The sequence below is a fragment of the Listeria sp. MAN/IMW/UF464 genome (genome assembly GCF_058683955.1).
This window is the reverse complement of the sequence record NZ_JBZWZP010000001.1, coordinates 386,498-405,593: the sequence shown is the minus strand read 5'-3', so window position 1 is coordinate 405,593 and position 19,096 is coordinate 386,498. Positions and strand designations below refer to the sequence as shown.

16 protein-coding genes are annotated in these 19,096 nt (G+C 36.4%); 11 read left to right on the top strand and 5 right to left on the bottom strand.

What is annotated here, in order from left to right:
* Positions 1 to 36: 36 nt before the first annotated feature.
* The 3 genes from AC4PG0_RS02030 (at position 37) to AC4PG0_RS02020 (ending at position 2,867) form a co-directional block, all read left to right on the top strand.
* A complete protein-coding gene (locus AC4PG0_RS02030; RefSeq protein WP_003771647.1) occupies positions 37 to 264 on the top strand; it encodes a DUF896 domain-containing protein in 228 nt (75 codons plus the stop codon).
* A gap of 146 nt (positions 265 to 410) precedes the next feature.
* Positions 411 to 2,405, top strand: a complete 1,995-nt coding sequence (gene tkt / locus AC4PG0_RS02025) for a transketolase (RefSeq protein WP_010991490.1) — start codon at positions 411 to 413, stop codon at positions 2,403 to 2,405.
* A gap of 222 nt (positions 2,406 to 2,627) precedes the next feature.
* Positions 2,628 to 2,867, top strand: a complete 240-nt coding sequence (locus AC4PG0_RS02020) for a YneF family protein (RefSeq protein WP_003723442.1) — start codon at positions 2,628 to 2,630, stop codon at positions 2,865 to 2,867.
* A 49-nt stretch (positions 2,868 to 2,916) separates the two neighbouring features.
* Here the strand turns inward: AC4PG0_RS02020 and AC4PG0_RS02015 are convergent, their stop codons facing one another.
* The 5 genes from AC4PG0_RS02015 to AC4PG0_RS01995 are packed head-to-tail and all read right to left on the bottom strand — an operon-like array spanning position 2,917 to position 7,038.
* Entirely contained in the window at positions 2,917 to 3,648 is a 732-nt protein-coding gene (locus AC4PG0_RS02015) for a class I SAM-dependent methyltransferase (RefSeq protein WP_492167490.1), read from the bottom strand.
* A 22-nt stretch (positions 3,649 to 3,670) separates the two neighbouring features.
* Positions 3,671 to 4,177 carry an IbrB-like domain-containing protein gene (locus tag AC4PG0_RS02010; protein WP_003762025.1) on the bottom strand — a complete coding sequence of 169 codons (507 nt, stop codon included), beginning with the start codon at positions 4,175 to 4,177 and terminating at the stop codon, positions 3,671 to 3,673.
* A gap of 9 nt (positions 4,178 to 4,186) precedes the next feature.
* Complete coding sequence (locus AC4PG0_RS02005) at positions 4,187 to 5,491, bottom strand: phosphoadenosine phosphosulfate reductase (RefSeq protein ID WP_045553009.1); 1,305 nt, start codon at positions 5,489 to 5,491, stop codon at positions 4,187 to 4,189.
* Entirely contained in the window at positions 5,481 to 6,686 is a 1,206-nt protein-coding gene (locus AC4PG0_RS02000) for an SNF2-related protein (protein WP_077904834.1), read from the bottom strand. Before AC4PG0_RS02000 ends, AC4PG0_RS02005 begins: the two co-directional genes overlap by 11 nt.
* On the bottom strand, positions 6,637 to 7,038 hold the full coding sequence (locus AC4PG0_RS01995) for a hypothetical protein (RefSeq protein WP_003762030.1): 402 nt from the start codon (positions 7,036 to 7,038) through the stop codon (positions 6,637 to 6,639). Before AC4PG0_RS01995 ends, AC4PG0_RS02000 begins: the two co-directional genes overlap by 50 nt.
* A gap of 311 nt (positions 7,039 to 7,349) precedes the next feature.
* Between AC4PG0_RS01995 and pyrH the strand changes: the two genes are divergently transcribed.
* From pyrH to AC4PG0_RS01955, 8 genes are all read left to right on the top strand, one after another.
* Positions 7,350 to 8,078 (top strand): UMP kinase, encoded by a 729-nt coding sequence (gene pyrH / locus AC4PG0_RS01990; protein ID WP_003723449.1) that lies wholly within the window; start codon positions 7,350 to 7,352, stop codon positions 8,076 to 8,078.
* Positions 8,078 to 8,635: a ribosome recycling factor gene (frr, locus tag AC4PG0_RS01985; protein WP_492167491.1), complete on the top strand. Its 558-nt coding sequence runs from the start codon at positions 8,078 to 8,080 to the stop codon at positions 8,633 to 8,635. The genes pyrH and frr overlap by 1 nt, the downstream gene beginning before the upstream one ends.
* Positions 8,636 to 8,864: 229 nt before the next feature.
* Positions 8,865 to 9,623 (top strand): undecaprenyl pyrophosphate synthase, encoded by a 759-nt coding sequence (gene uppS, locus AC4PG0_RS01980; protein ID WP_003762040.1) that lies wholly within the window; start codon positions 8,865 to 8,867, stop codon positions 9,621 to 9,623.
* A 13-nt stretch (positions 9,624 to 9,636) separates the two neighbouring features.
* Entirely contained in the window at positions 9,637 to 10,425 is a 789-nt protein-coding gene (locus tag AC4PG0_RS01975; RefSeq protein ID WP_003762041.1) for a phosphatidate cytidylyltransferase, read from the top strand.
* Between the two features lie 14 nt (positions 10,426 to 10,439).
* Positions 10,440 to 11,582: a 1-deoxy-D-xylulose-5-phosphate reductoisomerase gene (locus AC4PG0_RS01970; RefSeq protein WP_003762042.1), complete on the top strand. Its 1,143-nt coding sequence runs from the start codon at positions 10,440 to 10,442 to the stop codon at positions 11,580 to 11,582.
* 13 nt (positions 11,583 to 11,595) lie between these two features.
* A complete protein-coding gene (gene rseP / locus AC4PG0_RS01965) occupies positions 11,596 to 12,858 on the top strand; it encodes an RIP metalloprotease RseP (protein WP_003771665.1) in 1,263 nt (420 codons plus the stop codon).
* A gap of 39 nt (positions 12,859 to 12,897) precedes the next feature.
* Positions 12,898 to 14,604: a proline--tRNA ligase gene (locus AC4PG0_RS01960; RefSeq protein ID WP_492167492.1), complete on the top strand. Its 1,707-nt coding sequence runs from the start codon at positions 12,898 to 12,900 to the stop codon at positions 14,602 to 14,604.
* 105 nt (positions 14,605 to 14,709) lie between these two features.
* Entirely contained in the window at positions 14,710 to 19,044 is a 4,335-nt protein-coding gene (locus AC4PG0_RS01955; protein WP_492167493.1) for a PolC-type DNA polymerase III, read from the top strand.
* The last annotated feature ends 52 nt before the right edge of the window (positions 19,045 to 19,096 follow it).

The window sequence follows — 19,096 nt, the reverse complement described above, 5'->3', positions numbered from 1 at the left end:
CTTATTTTAATATAATGAAGAAAAGGATGAAGTGTGATGCTAGAAAAAGCTAAAATAGATAGAATCAATGAACTTTCTAAAAAGAAAAAAGCAGGGACTCTAACTGCTGATGAAAAAGTAGAACAAGAAAAATTAAGGAAAGAATATATTAAGTCGTTTCGCACTCATATGAAGGGAACAATCGAAAATACTACGATTATTGACCCTAAAGGAAATGATGTAACACCGCATAAAATAAAACAAATGAGAAAAAATAAGAAGTAAAAATTAGTACCAAATGAACATTTTTGCGCAAATGAACAAAAATACCAATCAATTAAGCAATTTAAAGCAATTATTAGTTGTGTTAATTGCTTTTTAGGCTTATTATTAAAAGTAGTTAAAATTATATTGAAGAGAGGATGTTTCATTTGTTCGATAACACAGATAGTTTAGCAGTAAATACAATTCGTACATTATCAATTGATGCAATTCAAAAAGCAAATTCTGGTCATCCGGGATTACCAATGGGAGCGGCTCCAATGGCTTATGCACTTTGGTCTCGCGTATTAAATACAAACCCTAAAAATTCACATTGGTTTAACCGTGATCGTTTTGTACTTTCTGCTGGACACGGCTCAATGCTTTTATATAGTTTATTACATTTAAGTGGTTTCAAATTAGAAATAGAAGACCTTAAAAACTTCCGTCAATGGGAAAGTAAAACTCCAGGTCACCCAGAATATCGTTATACTGATGGAGTAGATGCAACTACTGGTCCACTTGGTCAAGGTATTGCGATGGCTGTTGGTATGGCTATGGCAGAAAGACATCTTGAAGCAAAATATAACAAAGATGGTTTCCCAGTTGTGGATCACTATACTTATGCGCTATGTGGAGATGGAGACTTAATGGAAGGTGTTGCTTCTGAAGCGGCTTCTTACGCAGGTCACCAACAACTTGGAAGACTTGTTGTTTTATACGATTCCAATGATATTTCTCTTGATGGCGATTTAGACAAATCTTTCTCTGAAAATGTAAAACAACGCTTTGAAGCTTATGGTTGGGAACATTTATTAGTTAAAGATGGCAATGATACAGCAGAAATCCTAGCTGCTATTGAAAAAGCAAAACAAAATACATCACAACCTACAATGATTGAAGTTAAAACAGTTATTGGTTTTGGTGCTCCTAATGCAGGTACTAGTAAAGTTCATGGTGCTCCTCTAGGTGACGAAGGTATTTTAGAAGCGAAAAAAGCTTATGGTTGGAACTACGAAGAAAAATTCTTTGTTCCTGAAGAAGTTACAACTCGCTTTAAAGAAACTATTGGAGAACGCGGTGAAAAAGCAGAAGCAGCATGGAACGAATTATTTGCTTCTTATAAAGCGAAATACCCAGAGCTTGCTAAACAATTAGAAGATAGCTTAAATAACAAGTTACCAGCTGATTGGGATGCAGATCTTCCAGTATATGACGATTCTAAAGCACTTGCTAGCCGTGCTTCAAGTGGTGAAGTTATCAATGCATTAGCTGCGAAAATACCTACTATTTTTGGTGGTTCAGCAGACCTTGCTGGTTCTAACAATACAACAATTAAAACAGATGGTGAATTCACTAAAAAAACACCAGCAGAAAGAAATATCTGGTTTGGTGTTCGTGAATTTGCAATGGGTGCAGCGTTAAACGGTATGGCACTACACGGCGGACTACAAGTATACGGAGGTACATTCTTTGTATTCTCTGACTATGTACGTGCTGCGATTCGTTTATCTGCAATCCAACATTTACCTGTAACATACGTAATGACACATGATAGTATTGCTGTTGGGGAAGATGGTCCAACCCATGAGCCAATCGAGCAACTTGCAAGCTTACGTGCTATGCCAGGACTTTCTGTTATCCGTCCTGCTGATGGAAATGAAGTAGTAGAGGCTTGGAAACTAGCGATTACTTCGACAGATACTCCACATGTGCTTGTTCTTACTCGTCAAGGATTACCAACTTTACCAAATTCTGCGAAATTATCTGCAGAAGGCGTTAAAAAAGGTGCTTATGTTATCTCTCCAGCTAAAGGTGAGGTTCCAGAAGCAATTATTCTTGCAAGTGGTTCTGAAGTTAATTTAGCTGTTGAAGCGCAAAAAGAACTTCAAGCTCAAGGAACAGATGTATCCGTTGTGAGCGTGCCATCATTTGATCTATTTGCAAAACAATCAGCAGAATACAAAGAAAGCGTCTTACCAAATGCTGTTAGAAAACGTGTAGCAGTAGAGATGGGTGCTAGCTTTGGTTGGGAACGTTATGTTGGTTTAGATGGTAAAGTGATTGGAATTGACAAATTTGGTGCTTCTGCTCCAGGTGAAACAGTTATTAAAAATTATGGCTTTACTGTAGAAAACGTTGTTAATACAGTAAAATCACTTTAATTAAACAAACAGACCGCGTCTAGTATATTTATCTAGGGCGGTCTTTTTTTTATGCTTTTATAGATTGCGCAGGGGTGCCTTTAATGGTATAATTACGAGGTTGTTTGCAGCTTTTATTGATAAATTGATCTAGATGATAAGTTTTCTTGAAAAGTATTGTCTGTTTAATATAAATCAAGTACAATAAAAGAGGATTTTGTTTCAAGGAGGAGAAAAGAGACTATGTGGATTTACATTCTTGTCGGCATTATTTGTTTACTAGCTGGTCTTGCGGGAGGATTCTTTATTGCAAGACGTTATATGATGAGCTATTTAAAAAACAATCCGCCAATTAACGAACAAATGTTACAAATGATGATGGCGCAAATGGGTCAAAAACCATCACAAAAGAAAATCAATCAAATGATGAGCGCGATGAACAAACAGCAAGAAAAAGAAAAACCAAAAAAAGCAAAGAAATAATCTTTTAACAAAGTAAAACCCTTCTATTATAACTTAGAAGGGTTTTTGATTACTTTTTAGTTGCCGAAATAATTAACATCATTGGACGACGATATTCATCTTGCATTTCTGGTAAATTTTTAAGTTCTGGAGCTGGTTCTGGTTCAATAACACTTTTAAGCTCAAAATTATTTTGAAGGAGTGTCTGGATGTAAGTTGTAAGGGTGCGATGGTATTTTTTTACATCTTCGCCAAGGAAATGGGTTGTTCGAATCGATTCGTTAAAATAGCGATCAACTGGCCAGTGTAACTTATTACCAGTTTCGTCAGTATACCAATCTTGTCTGCCATCCGCGGTAAAAACTGGATGTTCGACAGAGAAAATAAACTCGCCACCGGTTTTTAAATTAGTATGGACTTTTTTACAAATGTCTTGAAAGGAAGCGACATAATGAATAGCGAGTGAACTCCTAATAACATCATACATCTCTGGCTCATTATCCATATCTTCTATCGCTTTTTGTTTATAATTAACTGCATTTGAAGTGGTCTTTTGTTTTGCTTCAGTTAACATGCGCTCAGATAAATCTATTCCAACTACTTTCTTCGCACCATGGTCGGCTGCATAAATACAGTGCCAACCGAATCCGCAGCCTAAATCAAGTACTGTCTTTCCATTAAAGTCTGGGAGAAGTTTTTTAAATTCATGCCACTCTCCAGCTGCTGCAAGTCCGTTTTTAGAACGAGGCATTTGACTATATTGTTCAAAAAATTCTTTGTCATCGTATTTATTTTCTTTCAATTTTAATTCCTCTTTTCTTCAATTAATCAGAAGCTTTACTGAATTCTTTATCTAAGAAGAGGTGAGTAAGGCCGCTCACTTGTTTTAAGCGTAAGATTTCATTTGCATCCATTCCAATATTTTTCATAATCCAGCTGTCTGACATGCCGCTATCTGCTAATTCACCAACAATAGAAGACATAAGTTCTACGTTATGAAAACCGCGAGCACGATTATGACGAATAGTAGAAGCTATCCGGTTTACGGTATCTTTTTCTAAAATAACTACTGGTAATAATTCTTTTTCTCTTTCGCGGATCCGTTTAGAAGTCTGCATGATAGTATATCGATGAAACCCGTCTATTATTTCATATTTATCAGAGTTTTCCAAGGGATAGCAAACGATTGGTTGTGTAAATCCATCTTCCCAAATAGATTTTTCTAGTAGTTTTAGTTCCGTGGCTGGAACAGTATTTGGATTATAATTATTTGCTTGAAGTTTGGTGTAGTGAATGGGAGTGACGTTGTATACTGGGCTTTTATAATTCATTATATCACCTCATAAAATATTATTATATTTCTCTAGTGCATGTTTTCTTTTCTCTAATTCAAGCTTGGTTTGACCAAAACCCATATATTTACAGGTGTAATCATTTTTTAAAATAGCGATACACATTCTTTTATATGTTGGAACGCTGGCGAATTCTTTGATTTTCAAGTCATCTGGATATTCTTTAAAGCGAACAATTTCCATGGGATTGGAATATGTACGTTTATTTTGAGGTTTTCCAAGGAAGTCAGCTTGTACATTTAAGTTTTTTAATTCCTCTACGGTTTCTACTTTTAAAGCGCCGCCTTTTTCGGTCCAATAATTAATGCTTGTTTTAAATTTTTTTAAATAACGTTCTCTTGTATAACTCGGTAAGGTTGTAAGTAAAAATTCCAAATAAGATTTCCATGTGTGGTTTGGAGGTAAGTTAATTTCTTTCCATGCCATCGCTGAAGTTCCACCATAAATAGCTGTGAAATTGGCTCCGTTCACGCGACCAACTAATTTAGACCAAAGCGCAGGTTCAATTACGCGATATAACTTAAGACTTTCGGTTGCGGAATCATTGAAAGGGCTAGCGACGCGCATATCGTTTAAAGTTAAACCGGCATGGTAAAACAAATCGTAAATTTTATTGTAAGGCCAATCGAATTTAGCATTTGCAGTCCATATATCTTCTACTAACCAATCATGAATCGGGTAGGCGTTATATATGTTTTTGGAAATTTCAGTAGTCCAATTATAATTTTTATACATGCGTTCTTTTTTATGGATCGCATTATAGCGGTTGAGCGATTCTTGTTGTCGAATACCGATTAAGGCAATGGTTTTTTCAGCTTTATTTTTAGTATGCAGCCAGTGGATAAGTTTCTTGTTGAATTCGTAGTCCCAAATTGTATGGAAATCAAAATCAAAAGGGGCGTTGTCTTCATTTATCACAGATGGATAATCAGGCATTTCTCTTACCCAAATATCTTGTTTTGATTTTTCCCAAGGTATCCAGTGGTCGGTATACATCGAAACTGCGGATTGGGCTGCAATAGGAAGGCAACACCAAAGCGGCTCGATAATATCTAAGTTACTGGTTAACATTTCAGCTACAAAATCACTCGTCGCTGAATATTGACCTTCATAGTCCAAATGATATACATAAATTTTCTTTTGAATATTATTTTTTCTTATATAATCAATCATTAAATGAAGCATCACAGCACTATCTTTACCGCCAGAAAATGACACAATGATGTTATCGAATTCGGAAAAAATAACTTCCATTCTTTCTTGGGAAGCATCAAAGACTGTTTTAGAAAGCATCCATAATCACCTCAAAAGAATTTTTTTGTGAGAGTTCTTTTTTAAATTCATGCAATAAACTCGTTTTTTTAGAAATGTTTGAATCAATTAGGTTATCTAGACCAACATTTCCGCTTAAATCATGATAGTAACAGTCTTGTGTTTGGCCGGTGCGGTAAATCCGACGTTCTGATTGATCGCGCTGAGAATAATCAAATGTTTTATCAAAATAAATAATTTGATTATAATATTGCAAATTAAGCCCGTAAGACGATTTAGCAAAAGTGGTAATTTTTACATTAGGAAACGCTTTAATTAATGCTTCTTCTGATCGCTTATATTTACAAAAAATGATGGTTGTAGCTTCTTTTCCTGCAATTAAAGATTCGACAATAGTGAATTTTTCTGAAGAGAGGCAATAACAATGTTGCATCACTTGGGACATCTCTAGAAAATTAATATTAATTGTGTAAGCAGCTGCTTTTTGAAGGTAATCATCTTTTATTTCATAATATTTTTGCAAAAGTTCGTCGTCTATAGTGAAATCGTGACGAATATAATGCCAATTAACTTTTAATTCAAGCGAAGAAGAGAATGTAAAAGGAGCGATTAATTGGTATAAATACTCTAAATTATGATATTTCTTAATAATGTCCATTGACTGTTGTTTGTTTTTCGATACTTGGGTAATGGTTACATATTCGCAAAATGTTTTTTTGAACTGGGAAAAACTTAAGTTCAATATTTTAGGAGAGAGAAATTCTAGTTGCGACCATAAGTCTAAAATATTTCTGCTTAATGGAGTTCCATTCATGATTAGTCGATAGTTTGCTAATCGAGAAAGTTTAATGGCTCGTTGCGTTCGGAGCGCGTGTTTATTTTTTATTTTTAAACTTTCATCCATAATAATATAGCTGTTAGACGATTTCTTTAGTTTATCCCGGCATTTTAGATATAAGTGATCTGAGTTGGAAAGGGATTCAATGCCAATAATATCTTGTGGAAATTCATAGCCCCATTTCTTAATCTCATTAGCGAGATTTTCTTTCGTCTGGAATGGTGTGATCCACAAGACATAATCAGGACTTACTTCCTTAATTAATTCGCAAGCTACACGTGTTTTGCCTGCACCGGGTTTCATAAATAAAGCGCCAACATTATATTGTTTAAGTTTCTGTATTGCTTGTATTTGGTTGTCTAATAAGGTCATTTGCAATTATCACATCTTTTTCAATTTTTTTAGGTATATGTGTACGAACTTTGACGATACTATCGTTTATTTTTTTTGTTTGAAAATGTTGCATTATTTCTTCGTTTTCCTGCTTAAAAAGGAGCATCATTGTTGCTGCATCTATACTCTTTTTTTCGGTATGCTTTTTTAATGTAAAAATCCATGTATCTGGAAAATAAAAATAACTATAATCCGGAGAAACAGAAAATACCATTTTTCGCGGCAATAAGAAAAAATAACCCGCATATTCACTATAAGAGGGTATTTCTATAATTGTTTGTTTTTCCCATTCTTCAATTCTTTCGCTATATGTATAAATTTTGTTCCATTTTACCATTAAATCTAAAACTCCCGTGTGTTTTGTCATTTTCGTTCATTTTTTAGCTATTTATGTGTTTATTTTAACATAAATACAGCTATGATACTTTACAAAACCATTTTAATTGTGAAAAAATACTGTTTTGGGTGTCTAACAAATGACAAAGTAAGTAATTTAGCTAATAAAATTTGGAGATTTTGTGAATTTTAAAATGTTTTTTCACTTTTTGATAGAAAACACTTTTGTAATAGCTAGCTTTTTAGTAGAATAGATAATGGTGGATGGAAAAGTTTTCTGTCTATGAATAGAATATGAAATTGGAGGCTATTATGGATACCCCAGATTATAAACGAGTTGTATTAAAATTAAGCGGTGAAGCACTTGCGGGAAATGATGGCTTTGGAATTAACCCGAGCGTGGTCAATTTAATTTCTGCTCAAATCAAAGAAGTAGTAGAATTAGGAGTAGAGGTAGCTATCGTAGTTGGCGGCGGAAATATCTGGCGCGGTAAACTTGGTAGTGAAATGGGAATGGACCGTGCAGCAGCAGACCAAATGGGTATGCTTGCGACTATTATGAATTCCTTGTCTTTACAAGATTCTCTTGAAAATATTGGAGTTGCAACACGTGTACAAACATCAATTGATATGCGTCAAATTGCTGAACCGTACATTCGTCGTAAAGCAATTCGTCATCTTGAAAAAGGTCGCGTAGTTATTTTTGCAGGTGGAACGGGTAACCCGTACTTCTCTACTGATACTGCAGCAGCACTTAGAGCAGCTGAAATCGAAGCAGATGTAATTTTAATGGCGAAAAACAATGTAGATGGTGTCTACAATGCCGATCCAAAATTAGATGAAAATGCGAAAAAATATGAAGAGCTTTCTTATCTTGATGTTATTAAAGAAGGTTTAGAAGTAATGGATACAACAGCATCATCACTAAGTATGGACAATGATATTCCATTAATCGTCTTCTCATTTACTGAACAAGGTAATAATATCAAGCGAGTTATTTTAGGTGAAAAAATCGGGACTACTGTCAGGGGGAAAAAATAATGAGTAAAGAAGTATTATCTAAATCCAAAGGAAAAATGGAAAAAGCAGAACAAGCTTTAACTAGACAATTAGGTACTATTCGTGCTGGTCGAGCTAACGCGTCATTACTTGATCGTTTAACTGTTGATTATTACGGAGCAGCTACACCGGTAAACCAAATGGCATCTATCAGCGTTCCAGAAGCCAGAATGTTGCTTATTACACCTTATGATAAAACTATTTTAGGTGAAATCGAAAAAGCAATTTTAAAATCAGATTTAGGTTTAACACCTAATAATGACGGCTCTGTACTACGTTTATCTATTCCACAATTAACAGAAGAACGTCGTAAAGAGTTAGTTAAAGAAGTGAAAAAAGAAGCAGAAGAGGCGAAAGTTGCTGTTCGTAACATTCGTCGTGAAGCAAATGAAGACTTGAAAAAACTAGAAAAAAATGGCGACATCACTGAAGATGATTTACGTTCTTACGGTGAAGACGTTCAAAAATTAACTGATGAAAGCATCAAGAACATCGATAGCATCACGAAAGACAAAGAAGCGGAAATCTTAGAAGTTTAATTGATACTTTTCAAATAGTAACAAATAGGGTTAAACACCTTTTAAGTTGAAGTGACATTCCTAATTCTTTCCATATGTGTTGGGTTAGGAATGTTTTTTAATGGGCAATTCCATCTCTCTCATGAAAATCTCATCTGTTCACATGGAATTTTTAGTACATTAATTGATTCTTTTTTGTTATTATAGGTATAGACATGCTCTAAGAAGTGTATCAATTGGAGGATTTATGATGTTTAAAAAGCTATTTCGACAAGATGAAAATATATTAAATAGTGAACTTGCAGAAGATTTGCCAATTCCACGTCACGTCGCAATTATAATGGACGGAAATGGGAGATGGGCAAAAAAACGTTTCTTACCGAGAATTGCAGGGCATAAAGAAGGTATGGATGTTGTTAAACGAGTTACACGATATGCAAACGCGATTGGCATTGATGTTCTTACACTCTATGCTTTTTCAACTGAAAACTGGAAACGACCTACAGATGAAGTGGATTTTTTAATGAAACTACCTGTAGAATTTTTTGACTCTTTTGTACCAGAGTTGATAGAAGAAAATGTTCGTGTTAATGTGATGGGGTATCGAGAAAATTTGCCTGAACACACAATGCGTGCAGTAGAAAAAGCAATTGCGGATACAGCTCATTGTACAGGTCTTACGCTAAATTTTGCGCTTAACTACGGTGGACGTTCAGAAATAATCACAGCAGCAAAAGAAGCGATGAAAGAACTTGTTTCAGAGGGCAAATCATCTGAGGACTTAACAGAAGAATTACTGAATGATCATTTAATGAGTCACGGTCTTGGGGATCCTGATTTATTAATTCGTACTAGCGGGGAACTGAGATTAAGTAATTTTATGTTATGGCAACTTGCTTATAGTGAATTTTATTTTACAGAAACACATTGGCCTGATTTCTCAAAAGAAGATTTTTTACAGGCGATTATTGAATATCAAAATCGGTCGCGTCGTTTTGGAGGGCTCTAGGGAGGAAAAAAGATTGAAAACGAGAATTATTACTGCAGTTGTTGCGCTTATATTTTTTATTCCATTTGTGGTTTACGGGGGAATTCCATTTGAATTATTAAGTATTTTACTTGCAACTATTGCGTTATATGAAGTGCTTGTAATGACGAAACAACGAATTTTTTCGATGAATGGAATAATTACATTACTATTAATGTGGTTAGTTGTCGTGCCAGATAGATATTTGGACTTTTTAGATAAACTGCATATTACTGAAATGGAAGTTATTTTTATTTTAATGGCTCTGTTACTTGCTAATACGGTGTTTTCTCGCAATAAATTCCATTTTGATCAAGTCGGAATTTGTATGGTAGCTGCTTTTTATACTGGATTTGGGTTCCATTATTTAGCACTAACTCGAGAAGCTGGATTAATGTATGTACTTTTTGCATTATTTATTGTGTGGTCAACCGATACGGGGGCTTATTTTATTGGGAAAGCAATTGGCAAGCATAAATTAGCACCAAATGTTAGTCCTAATAAGACGGTAGAAGGTTTTATCGGTGGGATTGTTTGCGCACTTGTAATTGCAGGAGGTTTTTATTATTTTGCAGAACTACCAGGAAATATAGCACTTGTTTTAGCGCTTCTAGTATTTTTATCTATTTTTGGTCAACTGGGAGATTTAGTAGAGTCAGCCTTGAAACGATTTTACGGTGTTAAAGATTCTGGGAAAATCTTACCTGGACACGGCGGTATTTTAGACAGATTTGATAGTTTGTTATTCGTATTACCTCTGCTACATATACTTCAAATTATTTAATTGGAGATGGGATAATGAAAAAAATTATTTTACTGGGCGCAACTGGTTCTATTGGAACGCAAACACTTACAATTATTCGAGAAAATCCGGAAAAATTTCAACTTGTTGCTTTTAGTTTTGGACGTAATATTGAGCGCGGCCGGGCAATTATTCAAGAATTTAAACCTAAAATGGTAGCTGTTTGGCATACGAGAGACCGTGTGACACTGGAATCTGAATTTCCAGATGTGAAGTTTTTTAATGGTTTAGATGGACTTAGAGAAGTAGCAACATACCTAGATGGGGACGTTCTTTTAAATGCTGTTATGGGGAGTGTTGGGTTATTACCGACTCTAGATGCTATTGAAGCTGGTAAGGCAATCGCTATAGCAAACAAAGAGACACTTGTTACAGCAGGACATTTAGTTATGCAAGCTGCAAAAGAAAAGAACATTTCACTACTACCTGTTGATAGTGAACATTCTGCTATTTTACAAGCATTAAACGGTGAAAATCGGGAAAGAATTGAGAAAATCATTCTAACTGCGAGTGGTGGTAGTTTCCGAGATAAAACGCGGGAACAACTTAGCGAAGTTACAGTAAAAGAAGCTTTAAAACATCCTAATTGGAACATGGGTAATAAATTAACCATTGATTCAGCTACGATGTTTAATAAAGGCTTAGAAGTAATGGAAGCGCACTGGCTGTTTGGTGTGGATTATGACGATATTGAAGTAGTCATTCAGCGTGAAAGTATTGTTCATTCTATGGTTCAATTCGTGGACGGAAGCTTTATTGCGCAACTAGGCACACCGGATATGCGGATGCCTATTCAATATGCGTTAACTTATCCCGATAGACTTTCTATTCCATACGAAAAAGAATTCCGGATTACTGATTTTTCAGCGCTTCATTTTGAAGAAGTGAATTATGAAAGATTTCCGGCATTGAAACTCGCGTATAATGCTGGTAAAATAGGTGGAACAATGCCGACAGTTTTGAATGCGGCAAATGAAATTGCTGTTGCTGGCTTTTTAAATGGGCAAGTCGCTTTTTATAATATTGAAGCGCTTGTTGAAAATGCAATGAACCGTCATACTAGTATTTCTAATCCTAACTTGGATACTATTTTACAAGTTGATCAAGAAACACGAGCGTATGTAAAGACACTTTTATAGAGGTGAAGCTATTTTGACAACTATTATTGCTTTTATTTTCGTTTTCGGACTGATTGTATTTTTCCATGAGCTGGGTCACTTCTTGTTTGCAAAACGAGCTGGCATTATGGTCAAAGATTTTTCGATTGGCTTCGGACCGAAAATTTTTGCTTATCGGAAAAAAGAAACGCAGTATACCATTCGTTTACTACCAATTGGTGGCTATGTTCGAATGGCCGGGGAAGACGGGGAAGAAATTGAGCTAAAACCTGGTTACCGAGTAGGGCTTGAATTAACTCCAGAAGAAACTGTTAGCAAAATTATCGTTAACGGTAAGGATCAATATGTCAACGCCCAACCGATTGAAGTTTCTCTATGTGATTTAGAGAAAGAACTATTTATCGAAGGCTATGAAGACTATGACGACACGAAGAAAGTCCGGTACCAAGTAGAACGTAATGCACTTGTTATTGATGGTAAAATCGAAACGATGATTACGCCATATGACCGTTCTTTTAATGCAAAATCTTTAGGGAACCGGGCGATGACTATTTTTGCGGGCCCGCTGTTCAACTTTATTTTAGCAATTTTAATTTTTACCGCACTTGCTTTTGTTCAAGGTGGGGTCCCGAGTACCGATAATACACTTGGTAACGTAATGCCGGATGGGGCAGCTGCACAAGCCGGTCTAGAAAAAGGAGATGAGGTTCTTTCTATTAATGGTAAAGAAACAAAGTCTTGGACAGATATTGTTCAAAGTGTTTCTGAAAACCCGGGAAAAACACTTGATTTCAAAATAGATCGCGATGGAAAAACACAAGATATTGATGTGAAACCGGCGACGCAAAAAGAAAATGGTAAAGAAGTTGGGAAAATTGGAGTAGAAACACCGATGGACACTTCATTTACTGCTAAAATAACCAATGGCTTCACGCAAACATGGAACTGGATTGTTCAAATATTTACGATTCTGGGTAACATGTTTACTGGTGGATTTTCACTGGATATGCTAAATGGGCCAGTTGGTATTTATACAAGTACGCAACAAGTAGTTCAATACGGATTTATGACCGTGTTAAACTGGACTGCTGTTTTAAGTATTAACTTAGGAATTGTTAACTTATTACCGTTACCAGCACTTGATGGTGGACGCTTGATGTTCTTCTTATACGAACTCGTTCGCGGGAAACCAATCGATCCTAAAAAAGAAGGTATTATCCATTTTGCTGGATTTGCACTTTTGATGGTTCTGATGATACTTGTGACATGGAATGATATACAACGAGCATTTTTCTAAAAAGAGAAAGACTAATAAAGGGAAAAAGGGGTGTTTTAAATGCGTCAAACGATGACATTTATACCAACATTAAAAGAAGTTCCAGCTGATGCGGAAGTAAAGAGTCACCAATTACTTCTTCGCGCTGGTTTTATTAGACAAGTAGCGAGTGGGATTTACAGTTATTTACCACTTGCGACATTAACATTAAGAAAAATTGAAGCAATTGTCCGCGAAGAATTAGAAGCAATTGGCGCTGCAGAAATGCTTATGCCTGCGCTTCAACCTGCGGAACTATGGCATGAATCTGGTCGTTGGGCTGATTATGGTCCAGAACTAATGCGTCTAAAAGATCGTGCCGCTCGTGATTTTGTGCTCGGACCAACCCATGAAGAATTGATTACGTCCCTTTTACGTGATGAAATTAAATCTTATAAACGTTTACCAATTACGTTATATCAAATCCAAACAAAATTCCGTGATGAAAAACGTCCTCGCTTCGGTCTATTACGTGGACGGGAATTTATTATGAAAGATGCGTATTCATTCCATGCGACAAGTGAAAGCTTAGATGAAACATTTGAGCTAATGCACCAAGCTTATTCTAATATCTTTAGTCGTTGCGGCCTTGAATTCCGTTCTGTTATTGCAGATTCTGGTTCAATTGGCGGAAATGAATCCAAAGAATTTATGGCATTATCTGATATTGGCGAAGATACCATTGCTTATAGCGATGCTTCTGACTATGCAGCAAACACAGAGATGGCTCCTGTTTTATATATGGAGAAAAAATCGCATGAACTTGAGAAAGAACTTGAAAAAGTAGCAACAGAAAATCAAAAAACTATTGCTGATATTGTTGGATTTTTAGAAGTTCCTATTGAGAAAACAATGAAATCAATGCTTTATCAAGTAGATGAAGAAGTGATTATGGTCTTAGTTCGTGGTGACCATGAAGTAAATGATATTAAAATTAAAAATGCTTTAGATGCAACAAATGTCGAATTAGTAGACCCAAATGTTGCGTTTGAATTACTCGGTGCTAATTTTGGTTCCCTTGGGCCAATCGGTGTTCCTGAAAAAATTCGTGTCTTTGCTGATAATGCAGTAAAAGATATTGTTAATGCTGTAGCTGGAGCAAATGAAGATGGTTATCATTATGTTAATGTTAATCCAAATCGTGATTTTGAAGTTACAAGTTATTTTGACTTGCGTATGATTCAAGCAGGCGATTTGTCTCCTGATGGTCAGGGCGTTATCAAGTTTGCAGAAGGTATCGAAGTTGGTCATATTTTCAAACTTGGTACTAAATATAGTGAAGCAATGAATGCGACTATTTTAGATGAAAACGGTCGTGCACAACCAATTATCATGGGTTGCTATGGTATTGGTTTGTCTCGAATTTTATCTGCTATTGCTGAACAATCCAATGATGAAAATGGTCTTGTATGGGATAAGCAAATTAGTCCATTTGATTTACATTTAATTCCTGTTAATATGAAGAGTGAAGAGCAAGTTGCATTTGCAGAATCACTTTATGACTCGTTACAAAAAGCAGGATTTAGTGTACTAATAGACGACCGGACTGAACGTGCTGGCGTTAAGTTTGCGGATGCTGACTTAATCGGTCTACCAATTCGTATTACGGTTGGTAAAAAAGCCGCAGAAGGTATCGTTGAAGTGAAAATTAGAAAAACAGGCGAAATGATTGAAGTTCGTCAAGATGAACTGCTAAATACGCTACCAATTCTTTTTGGAGATAAATAATTACTGATACAATTGTGCCAGATGAAACTCCACTCGTTCCATGTGAAAACGGGTTATGAGGGACATCTGGCTTTTATAAATTTGGATAAAGGGGTGTTATTCGGAATGACTGCAAAAGAGGAAGAAAAACAAGAACGATTTCAGCTGTTAATGACACAAATTGGTTTACAAGATGTAACTACTTACGAAGAATTTACGAAAGATGCTAAAATCGAAAAATTAGTCGCCGATAAGAAAAATAAAACTTGGCAATTTCATTTACACGTACCACAAATTTTCCCAGCTGCACTTTTTCATATGATGGATGTTGGAATGAAGCGTGCATTTAGCCAAATTGCAGAAACAGAAATGCAAATAGTTCCGGAAAATCAGACGATTAACGAAACACTTATTCAAGAGTATTGGAACTTGATTGTTGAGCCAATTGGAAAACAGTCACCAATGATCGGGAAACTTTTAATGGAGCAAAAGCCTACGTTCAAAGAGCCGCATTTTATTGAAGTAGCGGTTCATAATGATATGGAAGAAGCGACAATTCAACAACGATTCCAAGCGAAAATTATCGAAAACTACGGAAAAGCCGGTTTTCCACGACTAGCAATGAAAATGCATATGCTAGATCAATCAGAAACCGATGAATATAAAGCTTTTGCACAGGCGAAACAAGAAGAAGACCAGAAAAAAGCCGCAGAAGCTGTCCAAGTAATGCAAAAACGTCAAGCAGAAGGACAAAACGGCAGTGCAAATGCAGCTCCACTTACCGGTCCATTTCAAATTGGCTATAAAATCAAGGATGATGAAGAAATCAAACGCCTTGGTGATGTCTATGATGAAGAACGTCGTATTACTGTTCAAGGGCTCATCTTTGCAACAGAAATTCGCGAGCTTCGTAGTGGTCGTAGTCTTTTGCAATTCAAAATTACCGACTATACTAGTTCGATGATTATAAAAATGTTTTCGCGTGATAATGAAGACGCAGCCATGTTCCAAAATTTGAAAAAAGGCATGTGGGTGAAAGTACGAGGCAGTGTTCAAAATGATACCTTTGTGCGCGATTTAATTATGATGGCTCAAGACATCAACGAAATTGCTGGAGTGAAGCGTCTTGATACTGCCGAAGAAAAACGTGCAGAACTTCATCTCCATTCACCGATGAGTCAAATGGACGCGACTTCATCAGTTGATTCACTGTTTAAGCAAGCATCCGATTGGGGCCATAAAGCAATTGCTATTACCGACCATTCCGTTGCGCAATCTTTCCCAGAAGCATACGGATCAGGTCAAAAATATGGCTTAAAAGTAATTTTTGGTATCGAAGCAAATCTTATTGATGACGGAGTACCAATCGCATATAATGATCAACATATCGCTTTAGAAGATGCAACCTATTGTGTATTCGACGTTGAGACTACAGGTTTATCCGCTGTTTATGACACCATTATCGAGCTTGCAGGCGTAAAAATGAAAAACGGCGAAATTATTGATAAATTTGAAGCGTTCATCGATCCGGGGCATCCACTTTCAGCAACTACGATTAATCTAACAGGTATTACGGATGATATGGTAAAAGGATCTGATCCGATTGATGTTGTATTAAAACAATTCAGGGAATGGAGCGGCGACGACATCCTTGTTGCCCACAATGCTTCCTTTGATATGGGCTTTATTAATACCGCTTATGAAAAAGTTGGGCTTGAAAAAGCAAATAATGCAGTTGTTGACACCTTGGAGTTAGCTCGTTTCCTTTATCCGCACTTTAAAAATCATCGTTTAAATACGTTAACAAAGAAATTTAATATTATTCTTGAACAACATCACCGGGCTGTATTCGATGCTGAAGCAACCGCATATTTAGCCTGGAAACTAATTAAAGATGCAAAAGAAATGCACGATATTGAATTTCATGATTCCTTAAATGACTATATGGGAGAAGGCGATGCATACAAACGCGCTAGACCTTTCCATGCAACTATTTATGCGCAAACAGATGTAGGCTTGAAAAACCTATTTAAATTAATCACTATGTCGAACATTAACTATTTCTACCGAGTACCACGAATCCCTCGCTCTCAGTTGAAAAAAATGAGAGAAGGCTTAATCATCGGGACAGCATGTAGTCAAGGTGAATTATTTGAAGCAATGATGCAAAAAGGAATGCAAGCTGCTGAAAAGGTAGCCGAATTTTACGACTTCATTGAGGTTCAACCTAAACCCGTATATGCTCCGTTAATTGAACGTGAACTTGTTCGTGATGAAAAAGCGTTAGAAGAAATATTAAAAAACATTGTCCGCGTTGGTGAAAAAACTGGAAAACCTGTCGTTGCGACTGGGAATGTGCATTACAAAGATCCAGTTGATAAAATCTACCGTAAAATTTTGATTCATTCACAAGGGGGAGCTAATCCTCTCAATCGTGCGGAGTTACCAGATGTTCATTTCCGTTCTACAGATGAAATGTTGAAAGAATTCGCCTTCCTTGGAGAAGAAAAAGCAAAAGAAATCGTCGTAACAAATTCCAATTTAGTTGTCGATTGGATGGATGATTTAAAACCGATTAAAGATGAACTTTACACACCAAAAATTGATGGCGCAGAAGATGAAGTGCGTAATATGAGTTACGGGATGGCGCACCAATTATACGGTGAAAAATTACCGGAAATTGTAGAAGCTAGACTGGAAAAAGAATTGAAAAGTATTATTGGTCACGGGTTTGCGGTTATTTACCTTATTTCACATAAACTCGTTAAAAAATCACTTGTAGATGGTTATTTAGTAGGGTCTCGGGGATCGGTTGGTTCTTCTTTTGTCGCTACAATGACAGAAATTACCGAAGTAAACCCACTTCCACCACATTATCTTTGCCCGAATTGTAAGGATTCTGAGTTCTTTGATGATGGTTCAGTTGGTTCTGGTTTTGACTTACCTGATAAAGATTGCCCGCACTGCGGAACGCCTTACCAAAAAGAAGGCCAAGATATTCCTTTTGAAACTTTCTTAGGATTTAAAGGGGATAAAGTACCCGATATTGACTTGAACTTTTCAGGTGATTATCAACCGGTAGCCCATGCCTATACAAAAGAAATTTTTGGGGAAGATTATGTTTTCCGTGCTGGTACTATCGGTACAGTTGCCGAAAAAACTGCATTTGGATATGTTCGGAATTACGAACGTGATATGAATATGACCATCCGCGGGGCTGAGGTGGATCGCCTTGTTGCTGGATGTACGGGTGTTAAACGGACTACTGGGCAGCATCCAGGTGGTATTATCGTTATTCCTGATTATATGGATGTTTATGATTTTACTCCTGTTCAGTTCCCAGCAGATGCAACGGACTCAGAATGGAAAACAACCCATTTTGATTTCCATTCGATTCACGACAATGTGCTTAAACTCGATATACTTGGGCACGATGATCCGACCGCTATCCGGATGTTACAGGATTTAAGCGGTATTGATCCGAAAACCATTCCAACAGATGATCCAGATGTAATGAAATTATTTGGTTCTACAGAATCGCTTGGTGTTAAACCAGCAGACATCGATTCAAAAACAGGGACGCTTGGAATTCCCGAATTTGGAACTCGTTTTGTACGACAAATGTTAGAACAAACAAAACCAACGACATTTTCTGAGTTAGTACAAATCTCTGGTCTTTCCCATGGTACCGATGTTTGGCTTGGAAATGCGGAGGAATTAATTAAAAATAAAACATGCGAATTACCAGACGTAATTGGTTGTCGTGATGATATTATGGTATTTCTAATTTACCAAGGATTAGAAAGTTCATTAGCCTTTAAAATTATGGAATCTGTCCGTAAAGGGAAAGGTTTAACCGAGGAAATGGAAGAAGCAATGATAGCAAATAAAGTGCCGCTTTGGTACATTGAATCTTGTAAAAAAATCAAGTACATGTTCCCGAAAGCCCATGCCGCTGCTTACGTTTTAATGGCGGTTCGGATTGCTTATTTCAAAGTACATCACCCATTATATTTTTACGCGACTTATTTCACCGTTCGTGCTGACGACTTCGATTTGACGTCTATGGTAAACGGGAAAGAAGCGGTAAAAGCTACAATGAAAGAAGTAAACGATAAAGGTATGGAAGCTTCAACGAAAGAGAAAAACTTGCTAACCGTTTTAGAAATTGCGAACGAAATGCTTGCTCGTGGTTTCCATTTCCAAAAAGTCGATTTGTATAAATCGTCTGCTGATGAGTTTATTATTGATGGAGACTCACTTATTCCGCCATTCAATGCGATTCCAAGCCTTGGAACCAACGTAGCGAAACAAATAGTTGCCGCTCGTGAAAATGGGGAATTTTTATCCAAAGAAGACTTACAACAACGCGGAAAAGTATCAAAAACGATTATTCAGTACATGGATGACCAAGGATGCTTGGAAGGATTGCCTGATCAAAATCAGCTGTCATTGTTCTAAAAATGGGCAAAACTTGCTTGTAGTCACAATTTGTGATAAACTTATTTAAGAA

Excerpts from the sequence above, each read along its gene's own strand:
- pyrH (WP_003723449.1), top strand. The coding sequence starts at position 7,350 with ATGGATACCCCAGATTATAAACGAGTTGTATTAAAATTAAGCGGTGAA.
- AC4PG0_RS01960 (WP_492167492.1), top strand. The coding sequence starts at position 12,898 with ATGCGTCAAACGATGACATTTATACCAACATTAAAAGAAGTTCCAGCT.
- frr (WP_492167491.1), top strand. The coding sequence starts at position 8,078 with ATGAGTAAAGAAGTATTATCTAAATCCAAAGGAAAAATGGAAAAAGCA.
- AC4PG0_RS02020 (WP_003723442.1), top strand. The coding sequence starts at position 2,628 with ATGTGGATTTACATTCTTGTCGGCATTATTTGTTTACTAGCTGGTCTT.
- AC4PG0_RS02010 (WP_003762025.1), bottom strand. The coding sequence starts at position 4,177 with ATGAATTATAAAAGCCCAGTATACAACGTCACTCCCATTCACTACACC.
- AC4PG0_RS02005 (WP_045553009.1), bottom strand. The coding sequence starts at position 5,491 with ATGCTTTCTAAAACAGTCTTTGATGCTTCCCAAGAAAGAATGGAAGTT.
- AC4PG0_RS01970 (WP_003762042.1), top strand. The coding sequence starts at position 10,440 with ATGAAAAAAATTATTTTACTGGGCGCAACTGGTTCTATTGGAACGCAA.
- AC4PG0_RS01955 (WP_492167493.1), top strand. The coding sequence starts at position 14,710 with ATGACTGCAAAAGAGGAAGAAAAACAAGAACGATTTCAGCTGTTAATG.
- AC4PG0_RS02030 (WP_003771647.1), top strand. The coding sequence starts at position 37 with ATGCTAGAAAAAGCTAAAATAGATAGAATCAATGAACTTTCTAAAAAG.
- AC4PG0_RS01995 (WP_003762030.1), bottom strand. The coding sequence starts at position 7,038 with ATGGTAAAATGGAACAAAATTTATACATATAGCGAAAGAATTGAAGAA.
- uppS (WP_003762040.1), top strand. The coding sequence starts at position 8,865 with ATGTTTAAAAAGCTATTTCGACAAGATGAAAATATATTAAATAGTGAA.